The sequence below is a fragment of the Streptomyces sp. NPDC037242 genome (assembly GCF_055604165.1).
Map to the genome: position 1 here is coordinate 11,613 of NZ_JBVJUY010000026.1, position 14,424 is coordinate 26,036.

A 14,424-nucleotide genomic window follows, 5' to 3' on the forward strand; every position below is an offset into this window, starting at 1 on the left:
TGTCCTGGGCCCCGGGAGGGGGGGGGCCCCCCCCCCCCCGCCCCCCCCCCCCCCCCCCCCCCCCCCCCCCCCCCCCGCGTCCCCTGCCCGCTACTCCACGGGCAGGGTGGGCAGCGGGGGCAGGGGCAGCCCGAGGCCCGTCAGCAGGGCGACCAGCGCGGCGACCAGGTTGGTCACGACGTCCGTGGCCTTGGCCTTGGCGTCGGTCGAGCAGCCGCAGGGTCCGGCGGCCTTCGTGAGGCCGTCGACGGACTCCTTGAGCTTGTCGATCGCACCGGTGACCAGGTCCAGGGGACCGGCGGCGGCCTGCGCCCCGGCGGCGGCGATCGGGAGCTTGGGGGCATCCACCGGGAGCTTGGGCGCATCCACGGGCAGCTTCGGGGCATCCACCGGCAGCTTCGGCGGGTCGACGGGCAGCTTCGGCGGGTCCACCGGCAGCTTCGGCGGGTCGAGCACCGGCGGCAGCGGCACGGGCAGGTCCGGTGCGGCGGGCAGGCTCTTCTTCAGCTCTGCGAGCGCCGCGTCGATCTTCTCCTTGAAGGCGGCCAGGTCCGCCTCCGGGAGCTTCCCGTCGGGCGACTTGAGCACCGCCGCGAGCAGGTCGGTGACGGGCTTGAGCACCCCGCCGACCGCGCCGAGCGACTGCACCTGCGCCAGCAGGGCCTCGGTACCGGGGATGGCCTGCCCGGCGGCCGCGACCGGCGGCTTCCCGGGGGCGTGGGCGGACTGCGCGAGGCCTGGGGACGCGGCCAGCAGAGTCACGCAGAGGGCTGCGGGGACGGTGTAGCGGGTGAAGCGGAGCAACGGATCTCTCCTGTCCGTGAGCGGGCGGGGACATGGGACGTGTCCCCGCCCCACTCACGGACACCCCGTCACCTCCCGCAACCGGAAGCACGGTTCCGGCCGGGCTGACACGCCGTGCAACTGGCGTACGTACGCTCCTGACCTGCGCGGACACGGTCACCCCCAGATGATGGCCCGTCAGGACCTACGGGGACATCGCCTGCCCGCCGATGCCCGGGGCCCCGGCGAGCTGCCCCTGCCACCACGCCTCCGCCTCGGCGCGGCCCATGTCCGCCCAGGCCGGGGTCCGCTCCACCTGGGCGTGGCCGAGCCGGCGCGCCAGCGCCACCAGCTCCCGGCCCGCGGGGCCGCGGGCCCCCTCGTAGCCGCGCAGCAGCTCCTCGAAGGAGCCGGCCCGGCGCCAGCCCTCGGCGAAGGCGGTGGCGTCCTGGAGGGCCTTGGCGGCGCCGCTCGTGTTGTGCGGGCGTACGACGCTGGCCGCGTCCCCCGCGAGCAGCAGGCGCCCGGCGGTGGTGCGCGCGGTCTCCAGGTCGTAGATGGGCTGGACGAAGGTGTCCCGCGGGTCGGTGAGCGCGAGCGCACGGCCCCAGTACGGCGGGAACTCCCGTTCCAGCAACGCACCGAGGTGCTCGGAGAGTTCCGGTGTCAGCCCGCCCGGCGGGAAGCTCGTCGGGTCGTCGAAGCGCAGCCCGCCGTCCTGCGGGGGCGGGGCGTAGAGCACCCAGTTCAGACGGGGCCCGTCGGGGCCGGGGATGCGGTAGACGACGCAGGTTCCGCCGGGGAAGCAGACGGTGGTCACCGCGTCGGGCACCGGGTCGGCTGCGCCGCCGAGTTCCGCGAGCCGCGCCGCGTCGAGGTTGCCGCGCCAGCACACGTACCCGGCGTAGTGCGGCCGGGACTCCGGGCAGACCGCCGCGCGCACGGCGGAGCGGTAGCCGTCCGCGCCGACGACCAGGTCGTACCGCTCGACGCCGCCGCCCGCGAGCCGCACCTCGGCGTACGGGCCGTCCGACGCCACGCCCGTCACCGTCTCGCCCTGCCGGTAGACCACCGCGTCCGGGACGGCCCCGCGCAGCCCGCGCCAGAGCAGGCCCCAGTGGTACGAGTGGAAGGGGAACGGCTGCTCCCAGATCACCCGCCCGCCCGCCGAACCGGGGTCCCGGACCACCCATCGGCGCCGCTCCAGGCGGTGCGCGGCGATCCCCTCGGGCAGCGCCCCGCCCGCGCGCAGCTCGGCGGCGCGGTCGTCGTGGACGCACAGCCCGACGCCCCGGTCCGCGAGGTGCCCGCGCGTGCGCTCCAGCACCACCACCTCGCGGGCGCCGGCCCGCGCCGCCGCCGCGGCGAAGGCGCACCCGGCGACGCTCCCGCCGACCACCGCGACCGAACCGTCCCGCATGTCCGCCTCCGTACGCTTCCGGGGGCCGACACCTTACTGAACGGGACCCGCCCCCCGCGCGGACCGGACCGGCCATTCGGCGACCGTCACCACCGGCTGCCGTGGCTGGAGGAGCGTCCAGTCCGGTTGTTCCGCGCGGCAGTTCGCAGCCAAGTGGATGCCGTCCAGCGGACCCACCCACAGTTCCGGGTCCGGTGGGAAGCCTGCCTCGCGGATCCGACTGGTGGTGTGGTCGAGGGCGCCCTTCGTGTACCGGCTCGGGTCCGGGAGCTCGGGCACGTGGTGCACGAACCGGCGCAGACGCGCGCACAGGCGGGCGTAGACGGCCGTGTGGAGGATGAGGGCGTGCCAGCCCTCGTCGACGATCCGTGAGGGCCGCATGTTCCCGGGGGACTGGGCCGCGGCGGCCACGAACTTGAGGGCCTCCAGGGTGATCCTGTCGGCGTCCGCGGAGCGCATGGCAGGGTTGTTGCCGGCCACGGTGGCCGCGACGGCCGCGAACTCCTCGGGGCTGATCAGCGAGCGGGCGTCCCTGGTGGTGGTCGCCTCGGTGGTGGTCATGCGGTAGCGCCTCCTCAGTTGTTGTGGTGGTGGTGGTGCCTGGCGCTGCCACTCGCTCACGAGGGCGGGGCCTGGCAGTTTTCCATCGCCCGGACCATGGCTTGCGGGATCCGCGCGAGCGACTGCGCGTAGGCCCACGTGGCGTCGGCGGCACTGGACTTCTGGCCCGCCTTGACCTCCCGGATCCAGTCCTTGATCGCCGCGTCGAGCGCCGGGTACTGCCGCTCCACCGGGATGCGGTGCCGCCTGAACCCGACCCTCTGCCCGCAGGCCAGCAGTTGGTTGACGAGGCGGGCGGCCTCCATGGGCCCAGGCCGGTCGTCGTCCGGCACGAGGACCCTCGCGACCAGGTCCTCGGGGGTCAGGGGACTGCTCACGACACGGCCTCCACGTTGTCGGCGTGGGTGGTGATCTCGCGGCCGGACTCGGTCCGGGTGTACGCCAGGTCGATCCACCGCGGGTAGACGACGTCGTCCGAGACGTCCTCGTGGATGACCGCCATCAGCTCGCCCTCGACACCGGATGCGATGTCGCGGACGTGCTTGTGAAGCAGGCGGTGGGGCACGTCTTCGTAGGCCTCAGGCATCGGCCGGCTCCTCGCCGATGCCTGCGAAGCGCTCCCAGCCGACGCGGGCACGGTCGAGGAGGTCCGCGCTGGGCTCGCCCAGACCCAGGATGCCCCACGGTGTGGGGCATCCGTCCGGGGTGTCTGCGCTCAGTACGCCACGGGCACAGTTCTGGCTGGTCACCGGGTCACTCCCTACGTCGTCAGCGGGTGGAACGGCCCGGATTTCCTGCGGAGTTCCGGGCCACAGAAGGATGATGGGCCGACACGCACATGGGCAGACAGGCCATCGCGTGGCCACCCGTGGCCACGCATAGGCCATGGCCGGGGACATAGGCGATGACACCTCACACTGTGGCCATGAGCCCACGCAACGATGCGCTGCGCGCGGCCCGGCTCCGGGCCGGGTGGCGTAGCGCCGACCAGGCAGCGGAGAAGCTCACCCAGCACGGGCAACAGCTCCTGGCAGACGCCCACTTCACGGTGTCCGCCCGCACCTGGCGGCGCTGGGAGGGCGGCAAGCCTGGCTGGCCGCCAGAGGAAACAGCGGTCGTCCTGCACGACGCGCTCCACCGCTGGCCCGAAGAGCTGGGGTTCACGACCCCCGCGGGCTGGATCCGACCTGAGGCACCTCAAGAGGACGACGTGAAACGCAGGACCTTCGTCAACGTCACCGCGGCTGCGCTCCTGCCCGGCCCCGTCGCCACCCAACATGTCGACCCAGCCCTCATCGACTACTTCCAGCAGCAGCTCGAAGGCCACTACCGCGCCGATATGTTCCTCGGCCCTCACGACCTCATCGGCACCGTGTCGGCCCAGTACCAGCTCATCGACAAGCTCGTCCGCTCCGCCCGAGGTGAGACCCGATGCGGACTCCTTCGCGTCGGCGCCGCCTATGCCGCGCTCGTCGGCTGGCTCTACCAAGACGCCGGCGACATCGGCGCCGCCAGCTTCTGGCGAGGAGTGACGCAGGAAATAGCGGTCCGGTCCAGAGACCCCCACCTCATCGGCTACTCCCTCGTCAACCAGGCCCAGGTCAGGACCGACCTGGGCGACGGGCACGGCGTGATCGACCTGTGCGAGGCCGCGCTCGAGGACGCCGCCCTCCTCGTTCCCAAGGTCCGCATCATGGCCATGCAGCAGCAGGCCCACGGCGCCAGCCTCACCGGCGACCGCACTGCCGTCGACCGTCTCATCGACACCGCGGGCGGTCTCCTCGCGCGCGTCGACGACGACCTTCCGTGGGGCAACGCCTGTCGACGGACCCCCGGCTACCTCGAAGTGCAGCGCGCCACCTGCTACGGCCGCCTCGGCCTCGGACAGGAGGCCGAGCGACTGTGGACGCAGGTCCTTGCCTCGGTTCCATCGACTGCGCGCCGCGACCGGGGCGTCTACCTCGCACGGCACGCAACCGCTGCGGCCGTCGCTCGGGAGCCGGACCACGCCATCGAGATCGCACGGGAGGCGGCGACAATCGCAGCGGAGACCCGCTCCGTGCGCATGCTCCGGGAACTGGGCACCCTGGAGCGCGCGATGCGGCCGTGGCAGGATGCGCCGGTGGGCCGGGACCTTGCCGAGCTCCTGGCACCCGTCACCGAGGGGGTATGACGTGGGAGTTCCGAAGCCGCTGACCGACGACGAGATCACGTCCGCACTGGGCGGCCTGCCCGGCTGGGAGCGGCAGGGCGACGAGATCGCCCGGACGTACGAGATCCGCTACCACGCAGCCGTGGCCGCGATCGTCACCATCGCTGACCGGTCCCGGAGGATTCAGCATCACGCGGACCTGGATCTCCGCATCGACAGCCTGACCGCGCGGATCACCACGCACGATGCTGGGCACGTCCTGACCCTGGCTGACATCGACCTGGCGCACCGCATCGACGCCATCGTCGCCGCGCACCAGGCCCTCCCGCTCGACTGAGCCGCGACGCACCCAAGCCCCCCTCCCGCCGGACGGCGAGAGGGGGTACGGATCTCACCTCGCGTCGTTGGCGGGTCGGCGGCGGCGCGGGTGGTGGCCTCGGTCGGGCCCGGCGGCGGTCCCGTTAGGCTGCCGGTATGCATGGCTGGATAGCGCCGAGTCGCATTGAGCGGGAGCTGTACGAGACCAAGGCGCGCGGCGACTGGGCCGCGTACCTCGACGCCCTCGCGCGCGCCGAGCTCTTCATGCCCCAGTCCCGCGCCCACGCGGACGCCGATCCGAAGTCGGCCCTCTTCCACCCGATGCCCGACGGCCGGAGCATCGCCGTCTACACGCGCGGGATGCTCCCGGTGCCCGACCCCCACACGGTCTACGTGCGCCAGAGCCTCGCCTGGTTCGCCAACGCCTGGGACGACCGCGACCCCCCGTACCTCGCCGTGAACCCCGGCTGCCCCGCCGAGGCCTACCTCACCACCACCCCCGCCGACCGCGCCCGCTGGCGCGCCCACTGGGACGCCGCCGACTCCTGGGGCCTGGCCTCCGGTGCCGTGCACGCCCTGCACACCGGCGGCCCGCTGCACGGACCGGTCGCGCACGGACTCGCCGTCGGAGCCCATCTCGCCGTCAGGAACGGGGAGTTCTGGAACGCCCTCGCCTACCACGGCAACGGCTACACCCGCGAGCGCGAACGCCTGCGCAAGATGTGGGGCATCACCACCCCCGAGGAGTGGCTCGGCGTGCTCCAGCGCATGCTGGACGCCGACATCGTCAGCCCCGTCTGGGAGTTCACCCTGCGGGTCCGCCGCGTCCTCGCCTCCGACTTCGCCGGGCCCGTCGACGTCGAGCACTGGCGGCACGCCGCCGAGGCCAGCCTGCGCCTCAGCGCCCAGCGCGCGGCCGAACCGCAGCTCACCCCCGACGGGGTCACTGTCGCCAGGCCGCGCCCCTCCGCCGAGGTCGAGGGCGAGATCGCCGGCGTCCAGCGGCTGATCGGCCGCATCGCCCGCTACGAGCAGCGCTTCCGGGCCGACGGACTGCTCGCCGAGGGCGCCTGGGTCCGCTCCGTCGAGGGCTGGGACCACGGTCGGGCCTCGCAGATGGCCCGCTGGGGCCTCGGCACCCGCTACGGCACCCTCGAAGACGCCGAACGCGCGGTGGTCCGGGCGAGCGAGGCGGCCCGCGGCACGTACCGCTCGTGGGAGGAGTTCTCCGCCGGGTACCTGCTGGGGCGCTGCCTGCACTTCGACGAGGAGGAGTTCGGGGAGTGGTACGACACTTCGCTGGCCACCCACCTCACCCTGACCACCGATCCGGCCAGCCCCTGGCGCAACATCCCCTGGACCTGACGCTGCCGCGCCCGACTTCGCGAAGTCCCGGCGTCCGGCCGCCACCCCCTCGGCCCCCGAAGTGCGTGGCACCTAACCTCTGACGCATGACTGTTGAGCTGAACGACACGGTACGCAAGCTGCTCGACTCCCCGCACCCCGCGGTGCTGGCGACGATCAACCCCGATGGCAGTCCCCAGAGTTCGGTGGTCTGGGTGACCCGGGACGGCGGGGACGTCCTGATCTCCACCGAGCAGGGCCGCCGCAAGGAACGCAACATCGCCCGGGACGAGCGGGTCGGCCTGACCGTCTTCGACCTGGCCAACCCCTTCCTCTACGCCGAGATCCGCGGCACCGCCACCATCACCGAGGACACCGGCCGGGCCATCGCCGTACGCATAGCGGAGGAGTACATGGGCCCCGGCGCCGGCAAGGAGTACGCCGAGGCTCCGGCGGAGGAGGTACGCGTCGTCCTGCGCGTCACCCCCTCCAAGGTCCTCGGCAACGCCGCCAAGGCCGGATAGCCGGGGCCGCGGGCTCAGCCGCGGCGACACGAGGAACGGAGCGTCCGGCTACGGCAGTTGGGGCCGGACCCGCGACCAGGCGTCGACCGTCGCCGCCAAGGGCGTGGCGTCCGGGAGGTGGGGCCGGGCCAGGGCCATCCAGGGGATCAGGTTCTTGATGCGGCGCAGCCGCAGGATCCCCGGACGCGGCAGCTCGCGCCAGGTGCGGGCCTGGGCGAGCGCCTCCTCGGGGGTGATCCCGATCTGGGCCAGCACGTCACGGCAGAGCGCGGCCGGGTCCCGGTCCGGGCCGGAGCGGTCAGGACCGAACTGCTCGATCAAGTAGCCCCGCACGGCGGCCCGTTCGGCCCCGCACTCCGCCTCGGGCCGGCCCGCCCGGCCGATCGCCGCCAGCGCCACCCGCCCCCACCGCAGCCGCACCCCGTCGGGCAGGCAGTCGTCCTGCATGCGGCCCACCGCCAGGCTCCGCAGTGGGCCGGGGTGCGGCTCGTCCAGCAGCGGGGGTCCGGTGGCCAGCCAGGCCTCCAGCTCCTCCAGCGCATGCGCGTCGGGCGGCACCGAGGTCAGCACCTGCCCGCGGCTGAGCAGCGCGACCATGGCACCGCTGAGGTGGACCTTCGCCACGTGGCCGGCGTCGAAGAAGCCGACGGGGCGCCCGTACCGCTCGATCCGGCGCAGCCCGAGCCGCAACTCCCCCACGGCGTACACCTGTCCGGCCCGCGCCACGCCGCCGACGCAGCGGACCACGCACACCCCGCCGGTGACGTCCGCCTCCTCGACGGAGTACACCTGCAACTCGGCGATGGACAACCCCTTGCCCCCCTCATCCGCTCCTCGGCCGGGAGGCTACCTCGTCAGGCCTCCGACGGCTGCTCCAGAACGAGGCGGATCTCCGTGACCTCGTAACCGGCCCGGGTGAAGGCGGCGGCCATCGGGACGTTGACGGTGTCGGTGGTGGCGGTGATGCGCTGTGCGCCCTCGGACGCGTGGAAGCGGGTGATCTCGGCGAGGACCTCGTCGATCAGGCCGCGGCCGCGCTGCTCGGGGACGATACCGAGGTAGCCGACGTTGCGGTGGTACGGGGTCGCGGAGGGGATGGCCATGCCGGCCAGGGTGCCGTCGGGCAGCTCGGCGAGCCGCCACCAGGAGCGCTCACCGGGGCAGTCGAGATAGAACTCGACGTCCTCGCGGGCCAGTTGTTCGGCATCGCGGGTGCGGAGCTCGTTCTGGGTGTGGAGGTCGAGGCTGCCGGCCGCGAGCCGGGTGAACGCGTCGAGGAACTCCTCGTCCGTGCCCTCCCGGAAGACCAGCCGGCCGCTGGGCTCGGCGGTCCCGGCGGCCGGGGTCCACTCGAAGCGCAGCCGCTCGATCTCGCTGGTCAGGCCGGTCTTGCGGGCCGCTTCCTGGCGCCAGGCCACGGCTTCGGCCAGCTCCGGGCGCTCGCGCCAGTCGCTCGGGAGGGAGAGGTTGTACTCCGGGAGGACCCCGAAGGCGGCGTGCCCGGCGGCGAGCAGCTCGGCCGCCAGCGCGGCGGGGTCGGCGACGGAGGAGTGCACCTGGAGGCAGTCCAGCGCCCGGGGCCGCTCGCTGTCGGTACGGCCCCACCACAGGGCGCGGGCTAGGACCCGGCCGTCCTCGTCCTCGGCGAACCAGGTCCACTCGGGGCGGAAGCGGTTCTCGGCCAGTTCCTCGCGGATCCGGTCGGCGGAGAGGGCTTCGACGGGGCCGTCCGCCTCGTAGGCGGTGGCGCGGTCGAGATCGGTGGGGTCTGCGGTCGCAGAGCGGATGAGCATCCGGAGATGATCACATGGTCCGTCTGTATCCGGCCAGGTTTTTCCTCGGGGTCCGACGCCGGGACCGCAGGTCCGCGGCCCCGCCGGACTCCCCCTCGACGGACTCCCCCTCGACGGCCGACGGCCGGCCCCCGGGTTGCGGGGACCGGCCGTCGGTTGGTGCGTCGCTGCCCGTCACGACCAGGTGATCAGGCGACGGGGGTGCTCCAGGACCGCCGCGACGTCGGCGAGGAAGCGCGAGCCGAGCTCGCCGTCGATCAGCCGGTGGTCGAAGGACAGCGCCAGGGTGGTGACGTGGCGCGCCTTGACCTTGCCCTTGTGGACCCACGGCTGGAGCTTGATGGCGCCGACCGCGAGGATCGCGGACTCTCCGGGGTTCAGGATGGGCGTACCGGTGTCGACGCCGAAGACGCCGACGTTGGTGATGGTGATGGTGCCGTGCTGCATGTCGGCCGGCGAGGTCTTGCCCTCGCGGGCCGTGGCGACCAGCTCGGACAGCGACGTCGACAGCTCTCCGAGCGTCTTGGCGTGGGCGTCCTTGATGTTCGGGACGATCAGCCCGCGCGGGGTGGCCGCCGCGATGCCCAGGTTGACGTAGTGCTTGAGCACGATCTCCTGGGCCGCCTCGTCCCAGGACGCGTTGACGTCCGGGTTGCGGCGGATGGCCACGAGGACGGCCTTGGCGATCAGGAGCAGCGGGTTGATCCGCAGACCGGCGAGGTCCGGGTCGTCCTTGAGCTCCTGGACCAGCTTCATCGTGCGCGTCACGTCGAAGGTGACGAACTCGGTGACGTGCGGCGCGGTGAAGGCCGAGCCGACCATGGCCTGTGCGGTGACCTTGCGGACCCCCTTGACGGGGATACGGGTCTCCCTGGCCGAAGCCTCCGCGGGCGCGGGCGCAGCGGCCTGGGCCTGCGCCACCACCGGGACCGCGGCAGCGGCCGGTGCGGGCGCCGCGGGCTGCGGGGCGATCGCCGCCGCGGCCGCCGCGTGAACGTCCTCGCGGGTCACGACCCCGCCGTCACCGCTCGGGACCACGGCGGCCAGGTCGATGCCGAGGTCCTTGGCGAGCTTGCGGACCGGGGGCTTCGCCAGGGGGCGCCCGGTGCCGTTCGACTGCGCGGGGACCGCGGGCAGCGCCGGGGCCACCGGGGCGGCCGTGCCGTTCTGCGCGGCGGTGGCCGCAGCAGGCGCGGCGGCCGCCACGGGCGTGCCCTTGCGCGGGCGGCGCTTCGTGGAGGCGGTGGAGACGCCGTAGCCGACCAGGACGGGCTGGCGCCCCTCGGCGGCCGGCTCCTCCGCCGCGGCGGGCGCCGCGGTCGCGGCGGCGGCCGGAGCCGCCTCCTGGACCGGGGCGGCCTCGGCGGGCTCGTCGCCCGTGCCCGTCTGCACCGAGATGATCACCTGGCCGACGTCGACCGTGGTGCCCTCCTCGAAGAGGAGCGCGTGGACGGTGCCGTCGAAGGGGATCGGCAGTTCGACCGCCGCCTTCGCCGTCTCGACCTCGCACACGACCTGCCCGTCGGTGACGGTGTCACCGGGCTGGACGTACCACTTGAGGATCTCGGCCTCGGTCAGGCCCTCGCCCACATCGGGCATCTTGAATTCGCGGATCGTCACAGGGCTCTCCTCAGTACGCCAGCGAGCGGTCGACGGCGTCGAGCACCCTGTCCAGACCCGGCAGGTACTCGTCCTCCAGACGGGCCGGCGGGTACGGGGCGTGGAAACCGCCCACCCGCAGGACCGGGGCCTCCAGGTGGTAGAAGCACCGCTCCGTGATGCGAGCGGCGATCTCCGAACCCACACCGAGGAACACCGGGGCCTCGTGGACGACGACGAGCCGGCGGGTCTTCTCCACCGACGCCTGCAGCCCGTCGAAGTCGATCGGGGACATCGAGCGCAGGTCCACGACCTCCACCGACTTGCCCTCCTCGGCCGCCGCGGCCGCAGCCTCCAGGCAGACCTTCACCATCGGCCCGTACGCGGCCAGGGTGACGTCCGAACCCGTGCGCGCCACCCGGGACGCGTGCAGCGCGTCGGGGATCGCCTCGACGTCGACCTCTGCCTTGTCCCAGTAGCGCCGCTTCGGCTCGAAGAAGATCACCGGGTCGTCGCTGAGGATCGCCTGCTGGAGCATCCAGTAAGCGTCCGAGGCATTGCTCGGGGAGACCACCTTCAGGCCCGGCACGTGCGCGAACAGCGCCTCGGGGGACTCCGAGTGGTGCTCGACCGCGCCGATGCCGCCCGCGTAGGGGATGCGTACGACGACCGGAAGCTTGATCTTGCCCAGCGCACGCGCGTGCATCTTCGCGAGCTGCGTGACGATCTGGTCGTACGCCGGGAAGACGAAGCCGTCGAACTGGATCTCGACGACCGGGCGGTAGCCGCGCAGGGCCAGGCCGATCGCCGTGCCGACGATGCCCGACTCGGCGAGCGGGGTGTCGATGACCCGCTCCTCGCCGAAGTCCTTCTGCAGGCCGTCGGTGATGCGGAAGACACCACCCAGCTTGCCGACGTCCTCACCCATGATCAGGACCTTGGGGTCCTGCTCCAGCGCCTTGCGCAGCGACTCGTTCAGTGCCTTCGCAATGGACATCTTCTCGATGGACATGGCGCTCACTCCCCACCCTCGAACGACGCGAGGTAGGCCGCGAACTGCGCGCGCTCCTCGTCGACCAGCGCGTGACCGTCCGCGTAGACGTTCTCGAAGATCGCCATCGTGTCCGGGTCGGGCATGGCCCGTACGACCTCGCGGACGTGCTTGCCGAGCTTCTCGCTCTCCGCCTCCAGCTCCTCGAAGAACGCCTCGTCGGCGCCTCCGGTGGCCAGCAGGTGGGCCTTCAGGCGCAGGATCGGGTCCCTGTCCTCCCAGGCCGCGCGCTCCTCGTCCCGCCGGTACTTCGTCGGGTCGTCGGAGGTGGTGTGCGCGCCCATGCGGTACGTGAAGGCCTCGACCAGGGTCGGCCCCTCGCCCCGGCGGGCACGCTCCAGCGCCCAGCGGGTGACCGCGAGGCAGGCCAGTACGTCGTTGCCGTCCACCCGGATGCCCGGGAAGCCGAAGCCCTGCGCGCGCTGGTAGAGCGGCACGCGCATCTGGCGCTCGGTCGGCTCGGAGATCGCCCACTGGTTGTTCTGGCAGAAGAACACCACGGGGGAGTTGTAGACGGCCGAGAAGGTGAAGGCCTCGGCGACGTCGCCCTGGCTGGACGCGCCGTCGCCGAAGTAGGCGATGACGGCCGAGTCGGCGCCGTCCTTGGCCACGCCCATCGCGTAGCCCGTCGCGTGCAGCGTCTGCGAGCCGATGACGATCGTGTACAGGTGGAAGTTGTTGGTGGTGGGGTCCCACCCGCCGTGGTTCACACCGCGGAACATGCCGAGCAGGTTGGTCGGGTCGACCCCGCGGCACCAGGCCACGCCGTGCTCGCGGTAGGTCGGGAAGACGTAGTCGTCGTCCCGCAGGGCCCGGCCGGAGCCGATCTGGGCCGCCTCCTGCCCGAGCAGCGAGGCCCACAGGCCCAGCTCGCCCTGGCGCTGCAGGGCGGTCGCCTCACCGTCGAAACGACGGGTCAGGACCATGTCGCGGTACAGGCCGCGCAGGTCCTCGGTGGTGATGTCGGCGACGAAGGGGGCGAACTCGGCGACGTCGGCGTCGTCGGGGTGGGTGTCGACCCCGATCCTCTCCCCCTCGGGCGTCAGCAGCTGTACGAGCTGAGGCTCGGCGTCATGCATCTGCGCGGTGGCAGCGGGGGTCTTGCGGGCGCTCGCGGCGCCCGCTGCCCGCTTGGTGCCGCTGCTGCGTCGCGGCTTGCGCGCGGCAGTGCTCTCCACGGTCACGTGTGCTCCTCCGTCGGTCCGGCACCCGGGTTCTCCGGGGTCCAGTGCGGCTCACCTGCATCCGTACCCGCGCACGGGGTGGGTGCGCGGCGCGTACGGGATTCAGGCGTGACAGGTGCCCCGGCGAGTGCCCTGCGCAATGCACGTTACCCAGTGCCTCGCATAACTGCGAAACCCCGTTTGACCTGCGATTTTGCTTGGATTTCCAAGTAAATCCGCGGAAGCGGGAACAACCACTGGTCACAGCCTTGCAGGGGGCCGGAACAACGGCACGTTATCCCGGGTAACAGCGGCAGGGAAGGGGTGAGTGTGTGAAACTGACACCGTGCGCGAAAACGGAAAAATCAAGGTATTCCTCCTGGACGACCACGAAGTGGTACGCCGGGGCGTCTATGAGCTGCTGTCGGTCGAGGAGGACATCGAGATCGTCGGCGAGGCCGGTACGGCCGCCGACGCGCTGGTCCGAATCCCCGCCACCCGCCCCGACGTGGCGGTTCTCGACGTCCGGCTGCCGGACGGCAGCGGAGTCGAGGTCTGCCGCGAAGTTCGCTCCCAGAACGAGGACATCAAGTGCCTCATGTTGACGTCGTTCGCCGACGACGAGGCGCTGTTCGACGCGATCATGGCCGGCGCCTCCGGGTACGTGCTCAAGGCGATCCGCGGCAATGAGCTGCTCAACGCGGTACGGGACGTCGCGGCCGGCAAGTCGCTGCTCGACCCCGTCGCCACCGCCCGGGTGCTGGAGCGGCTGCGCGACGGCAAGAACGGCAAGGGCGACGACCGCCTCTCCAACCTCACCGAGCAGGAGCGGAAGATCCTCGACCTGATCGGCGAGGGCCTGACGAACCGCGTCATCGGTGAGCGGCTGCACCTGGCGGAGAAGACGATCAAGAACTACGTCTCCAGCCTGCTCTCCAAGCTGGGCATGGAGCGCCGCTCGCAGGCCGCGGCCTACGTGGCCCGCCTCCAGGCGGAGAAGCGCTGACGCCCTCGGCGCGGACGACCACAGCGTCACGCCCCGTGGCCCTCTGATTCCACGGGGCACGCTGTTTAATTCGGGACCAACGTCCCCGATCATCGGGGCGGGCTCCTCTTTTCCGGCACCGTGTCGGTACCGCAGAGTGGACCGCATGTCCCCAGAGGAACTCCACGCCATCGAACTGCTGCGCCGCGTGCCGTACGGCCGAGTCGCCACCAGCATGCGCGCGCTGCCCTTCCTCGCCCTCGCCCGCCACATCGTGGTGAACGGCAAGGTCGTCCTGAGAATGCACGCCGGCTTCGGCTACCACCAGGCCTGTAACGGCAGTGTGGTCGCCTACGGCGCCGACAACTTCAATTCCCAGGACCCCCGACTGTGGTCGGTCCAGTTCACCGGAACGGCCGAGATCGTCGAACCCACCACCGCTGAGCTGGAGCTTTTCGGTCCGGGTCCGCATTTCGTGGACGGCGCGGTCTTCGATCCCGTCTACATGCGGATCGAGCCCCAGTTCGTCACCGTGCACACGCTCGCGGGGAATCTCGACCGGCAGTACCAACACGCGCTCTGACTTGTCGTACTTGTCGTACGGGAACGGGGGGGGGGGGGGGGGGCCCCCCCGCCGCCCCCCCCCCCCCCCCCCCCCCCCCCCCCCCCCCCACCCCCTCCCCCCCCCCCCCCCCCCCCCCCCCCCCCCCCCCCCCCCCCCCCCCCCCCTT

The 14,424-nt window shown here is 72.4% G+C and carries 17 protein-coding genes; 6 read left to right on the forward strand and 11 right to left on the reverse strand.

Annotated features, from left to right (window positions below; all coding sequences use genetic code 11):
- Nucleotides 1–90: 90 nt before the first annotated feature.
- The 6 genes from ACZ7GJ_RS27050 to ACZ7GJ_RS27075 form a co-directional block, all read right to left on the reverse strand.
- Nucleotides 91–804 carry a hypothetical protein gene (locus tag ACZ7GJ_RS27050; RefSeq protein WP_470755507.1) on the reverse strand — a complete coding sequence of 238 codons (714 nt, stop codon included), beginning with the start codon at nucleotides 802–804 and terminating at the stop codon, nucleotides 91–93.
- 184 nt (nucleotides 805–988) lie between these two features.
- Nucleotides 989–2,203: an FAD-dependent monooxygenase gene (locus ACZ7GJ_RS27055; RefSeq protein WP_470755508.1), complete on the reverse strand. Its 1,215-nt coding sequence runs from the start codon at nucleotides 2,201–2,203 to the stop codon at nucleotides 989–991.
- Between the two features lie 33 nt (nucleotides 2,204–2,236).
- Nucleotides 2,237–2,764, reverse strand: coding sequence for a glycine-rich domain-containing protein (locus ACZ7GJ_RS27060; RefSeq protein ID WP_470755509.1), 528 nt, complete (start codon nucleotides 2,762–2,764; stop codon nucleotides 2,237–2,239).
- Nucleotides 2,765–2,820: 56 nt separating this feature from the next.
- Nucleotides 2,821–3,141: a hypothetical protein gene (locus ACZ7GJ_RS27065; RefSeq protein WP_470755510.1), complete on the reverse strand. Its 321-nt coding sequence runs from the start codon at nucleotides 3,139–3,141 to the stop codon at nucleotides 2,821–2,823.
- Nucleotides 3,138–3,350, reverse strand: coding sequence for a hypothetical protein (locus ACZ7GJ_RS27070; RefSeq protein WP_470755511.1), 213 nt, complete (start codon nucleotides 3,348–3,350; stop codon nucleotides 3,138–3,140). Before ACZ7GJ_RS27070 ends, ACZ7GJ_RS27065 begins: the two co-directional genes overlap by 4 nt.
- A complete protein-coding gene (locus ACZ7GJ_RS27075; RefSeq protein ID WP_470755512.1) occupies nucleotides 3,343–3,513 on the reverse strand; it encodes a hypothetical protein in 171 nt (56 codons plus the stop codon). The genes ACZ7GJ_RS27070 and ACZ7GJ_RS27075 overlap by 8 nt, the downstream gene beginning before the upstream one ends.
- A 176-nt stretch (nucleotides 3,514–3,689) precedes the next feature.
- Between ACZ7GJ_RS27075 and ACZ7GJ_RS27080 the strand changes: the two genes are divergently transcribed.
- The 4 genes from ACZ7GJ_RS27080 to ACZ7GJ_RS27095 all read left to right on the forward strand — a co-directional run bounded on the left by ACZ7GJ_RS27080 (nucleotide 3,690) and on the right by ACZ7GJ_RS27095 (nucleotide 7,102).
- Complete coding sequence (locus tag ACZ7GJ_RS27080; RefSeq protein WP_470755513.1) at nucleotides 3,690–4,937, forward strand: Twin-arginine translocation pathway signal; 1,248 nt, start codon at nucleotides 3,690–3,692, stop codon at nucleotides 4,935–4,937.
- A 1-nt stretch (nucleotide 4,938) separates the two neighbouring features.
- A complete protein-coding gene (locus ACZ7GJ_RS27085) occupies nucleotides 4,939–5,253 on the forward strand; it encodes a 4a-hydroxytetrahydrobiopterin dehydratase (protein WP_470755514.1) in 315 nt (104 codons plus the stop codon).
- Nucleotides 5,254–5,390: 137 nt separating this feature from the next.
- The gene (locus ACZ7GJ_RS27090; protein ID WP_470755515.1) at nucleotides 5,391–6,599 is read left to right on the forward strand and encodes a DUF1266 domain-containing protein; all 1,209 of its coding nucleotides are present in this window, start codon (nucleotides 5,391–5,393) and stop codon (nucleotides 6,597–6,599) included.
- Between the two features lie 86 nt (nucleotides 6,600–6,685).
- A complete protein-coding gene (locus ACZ7GJ_RS27095; RefSeq protein WP_470755516.1) occupies nucleotides 6,686–7,102 on the forward strand; it encodes a PPOX class F420-dependent oxidoreductase in 417 nt (138 codons plus the stop codon).
- A 48-nt stretch (nucleotides 7,103–7,150) separates the two neighbouring features.
- On the opposite strand, the gene ACZ7GJ_RS27100 is transcribed toward ACZ7GJ_RS27095, so the two are convergent.
- From ACZ7GJ_RS27100 to pdhA, 5 genes are all read right to left on the reverse strand, one after another.
- On the reverse strand, nucleotides 7,151–7,912 hold the full coding sequence (locus tag ACZ7GJ_RS27100) for a hypothetical protein (protein ID WP_470755517.1): 762 nt from the start codon (nucleotides 7,910–7,912) through the stop codon (nucleotides 7,151–7,153).
- 44 nt (nucleotides 7,913–7,956) lie between these two features.
- Complete coding sequence (locus ACZ7GJ_RS27105) at nucleotides 7,957–8,895, reverse strand: GNAT family N-acetyltransferase (protein WP_470755518.1); 939 nt, start codon at nucleotides 8,893–8,895, stop codon at nucleotides 7,957–7,959.
- 174 nt (nucleotides 8,896–9,069) lie between these two features.
- Nucleotides 9,070–10,494: a dihydrolipoamide acetyltransferase family protein gene (locus ACZ7GJ_RS27110; RefSeq protein ID WP_470755589.1), complete on the reverse strand. Its 1,425-nt coding sequence runs from the start codon at nucleotides 10,492–10,494 to the stop codon at nucleotides 9,070–9,072.
- A gap of 31 nt (nucleotides 10,495–10,525) precedes the next feature.
- Nucleotides 10,526–11,506, reverse strand: coding sequence for an alpha-ketoacid dehydrogenase subunit beta (locus ACZ7GJ_RS27115; RefSeq protein WP_470755519.1), 981 nt, complete (start codon nucleotides 11,504–11,506; stop codon nucleotides 10,526–10,528).
- Nucleotides 11,507–11,511: 5 nt separating this feature from the next.
- Nucleotides 11,512–12,729, reverse strand: coding sequence for a pyruvate dehydrogenase (acetyl-transferring) E1 component subunit alpha (gene pdhA, locus ACZ7GJ_RS27120; RefSeq protein WP_470755520.1), 1,218 nt, complete (start codon nucleotides 12,727–12,729; stop codon nucleotides 11,512–11,514).
- A gap of 325 nt (nucleotides 12,730–13,054) precedes the next feature.
- On the opposite strand from pdhA, the gene ACZ7GJ_RS27125 reads away from it, so the two are divergent.
- A complete protein-coding gene (locus ACZ7GJ_RS27125; RefSeq protein WP_365921996.1) occupies nucleotides 13,055–13,714 on the forward strand; it encodes a response regulator transcription factor in 660 nt (219 codons plus the stop codon).
- A 145-nt stretch (nucleotides 13,715–13,859) separates the two neighbouring features.
- Nucleotides 13,860–14,276, forward strand: coding sequence for a pyridoxamine 5'-phosphate oxidase family protein (locus tag ACZ7GJ_RS27130; protein WP_470755521.1), 417 nt, complete (start codon nucleotides 13,860–13,862; stop codon nucleotides 14,274–14,276).
- The last annotated feature ends 148 nt before the right edge of the window (nucleotides 14,277–14,424 follow it).